Origin of the sequence: uncultured Ralstonia sp., from assembly GCA_913056305.1 — a bacterium.
Classification (GTDB): domain Bacteria; phylum Pseudomonadota; class Gammaproteobacteria; order Burkholderiales; family Burkholderiaceae; genus Ralstonia.
The window spans coordinates 1-2,944 of the sequence record CAJXMR010000362.1 but is presented as its reverse complement, the minus strand read 5'-3'; the positions used below and the strand labels follow the sequence as shown (position 1 = coordinate 2,944).

At 66.9% G+C, this 2,944-nt stretch carries 2 protein-coding genes; both read left to right on the top strand.

The features are described 5' to 3' along the window. On the top strand, positions 1 to 848 hold an 848-nt coding region (gene scpB / locus QZ609_RS26030), incomplete at its 5' end, for an SMC-Scp complex subunit ScpB (RefSeq protein WP_295501259.1). Between the two features lie 56 nt (positions 849 to 904). Next, the gene (locus tag QZ609_RS26025) at positions 905 to 2,707 is read left to right on the top strand and encodes a pseudouridine synthase (RefSeq protein WP_295501257.1); all 1,803 of its coding nucleotides are present in this window, start codon (positions 905 to 907) and stop codon (positions 2,705 to 2,707) included. Positions 2,708 to 2,944: the final 237 nt, after the last annotated feature.

Genomic DNA, 2,944 nt, shown 5'->3' with positions numbered 1-2,944 from the left:
AGGACCCGTTGCGAGTCAATGACTTGCGCAAGCTGTTCGACGAAGATGTTTCCGCGGACACCATCCGCGTGCTGCTTGAAGAGCTCCGCCAGGATTGGCTGGACCGCGGTGTCGAATTGGTGGCGCTGGCTTCGGGCTGGCGCCTGCAAAGCCGCCCGGAAATGCGCGTCTATCTTGATCGCCTGCATCCGGAAAAGCCGCCCAAATACTCGCGTGCGGTGATGGAGACGCTGGCCATCATCGCCTATCGCCAGCCCGTCACACGCGGCGATATCGAAGACATTCGTGGTGTGACCGTCAACACGCAGGTCATCAAGCAGATCGAAGACCGTGGCTGGATTGAAGTGATCGGCCACCGTGATGTGCCCGGCCGTCCGGCGCTGTATGCCACCACCAAGCAGTTCCTGGACGACCTCGGCCTGCGCTCGCTGGACGAACTGCCGCCGCTGGAAGACGCCCGCGCTCAGGCGCAGGCCAGTCTGCTGGAGCAGGGCGCAATTGAATTCGAGGGCGGTGCGATTGCCGTCGAAGAGCTGACGGCGCTGGTGAACGAGGCGCCTGCCGAAGCGGGCGCGGAATCTGCCGTACCCGCCGAGGCGGGGGCCGCCGATCCAGTTGAACAGCCCGAGGCATTGACCGCGGGTATGCACGCCGAGGCCGTCGCCCACGAGGCGATCACCGAGGTGTCGTCCGAGCTGGCGTCGCCGGTGGCGGTGGATGCTGCTCCGGAAGCGCTGGCCGAATCGCTGTCTGTTTCGCAGGCGCTGTCGGCGGCCCCCGGGCTTGTCGAAACGCAGTCGGGAGCGGAGCCGTACGCCAAGCCCGCCGCAGATAACGAACATTCCTGAGCCGCGCTCGCCAATCGAGCGGCGCACGGCCTGAACCTCTAGATTTGAAAGACGTTGTGAGCACCTTGCCTGATTCCATCGATACACATACGCCGGCCAATGGCGCCGGTGATGGCGCCGAGTCGTCCGCACCGCGCCGCAAGGGCTTGCGCCGAGGTTTGCGCAACCTGGTCGCCTCGCGCCGCCAGCCGCAGGACCGCCCAGAGGGCGAGTCCGTGAGTGCGGATTCTGCGGAGCCCGCTGCTGGCGAGCCGCCGCGCAAGAGCCGCACCCCGCGTACGCGCAAGCCGAAGGACGCCGCTCAGGGCGAGGCCGCCGTCGCGGTAGAAGCCAACCCTGCGCCGGCAGAGGGGCAAGCCGCTCAGGCCGAGGGCCAGGGGGAGCGCCGTGGCCCGCGCGGCCGCTTCGGCAAGGGGCGCCGCCGCCAAGGCGAAGCGCAGCCGGCTGGTGAACGCGCGGAGGGTGCAAGCGGCAACGCTGAAGCCAAGGCCGGCACCGGCGGTCGCGGCAAGAATCCACGCCAGAACCGCAACGGCAAGCCGCAAGGCAAGGGCGGTAACCAGAACCGCGGCGGTCAGGCTGGCAGGGGCGGCAAGGGCACCGACGACGTCTTCCAATACGTGATTTCCGGCGCGTACGACGCCGAAGCGGACACCGGCGCCGCCGCCAAGCCGACCAATGTGCGCGAACTCACCGCCGAGGACGACGCCCCCAAGCTGCATAAGATCCTGGCCGATGCCGGCCTGGGCTCGCGCCGCGACATGGAGGACCTGATCCTGCAGGGGCGCGTCTCCGTGAACGGTCTGCCGGCGCACATCGGCCAGCGTATCCTCGCGACTGACCAGGTGCGCGTGAATGGCAAGCTGATCCAGCGCAAGCTGCCGAGCAAGCCGCCGCGCGTGCTGCTGTACCACAAGCCGGCCGGCGAGATCGTCAGCCAGTCCGATCCGGAAGGTCGTCCGACCGTGTTCGACGCGCTGCCGCGCATGAAGACCGGCAAATGGGTCGCTGTCGGCCGCCTGGACTTCAATACGGAAGGCTTGCTGATCTTCACCACGTCCGGCGACATCGCCAACCGCTTCATGCATCCGCGCTACGGTGTGGAGCGTGAATACGCGGTGCGCACGCTGGGCGAACTGGCCGAGACCGACCGCCAGAAGCTGCTCCACGGCATCCCGTTGCAGGACGGCGAAGCCAACTTCCTGCGCTGCGCCGACGGTGGCGGCGAAGGCGTCAACCACTGGTACCACGTCGCCCTGACCGAAGGCCGCAACCGCGAGGTGCGCCGGATGTTCGAGGCGGTCAACCTGACCGTGTCGCGCCTGATCCGCACGCGTTATGGCAGTTTTGTGCTGCCGCGTGGCCTCAAGCGCGGGCGCTGGCAGGAGGTGTCGGCAGACGACGTGCGCACGTTGATGGGTACGCTGGGCATGAAGGTGCCGACGGCAAGCACTGGCGGGCAGCAGCAGAGCCGCCCGGGCAGCCGCCGCCGTGAGCCGGCGCCGGTGCTGATGGGGCCGATGTCGTCGGGCTTTACCGGCGAAGCGAACTTCCAGTCACGTGGAATGGGTGTCGAGAACGGCAACCGTGCGCAGCCGGCGCCGCGCCGTCCGTCCAACCCCCGTCAGCCTGATCCGATGCAGACCTCGATGGGCTATATCAATGTCGGCGGCCCGACCACGCTGACGGCGCGCACCCGCACGGGCGCGCGCCCGGATGGGCGTGGGGCGGCGGGTCAGGGTGGCATGCGTGACGGCAACCGCGCGCCGGGCAACAAGCGCCCGGGCAAGAGCGGTGGCGGCGTGCCGAATGGCAACAAGGCGCGTGGCGGCGGCGGTAAGCGCGGCGGCAAGCGCTGAAAATGACGACGCTGTGTGCGGTACCCGCCGCAGCGTCTGATTTTGTGGTGCGCTCGGGGCATATTTTGCGTTTTGCCCCGAGACGCATTACAATACGAGTCTAATCAAAAGTCATCCTGCAGAAGATGGGCGAATGATATGGGCATTGCGCCCATTTTTTTTTGCTTCGGCAGGTTGGCAGCACCGGGAAATTCTTCAGGAAAAACGTGCATCTGACTGATCTGATTGAGAAAACCC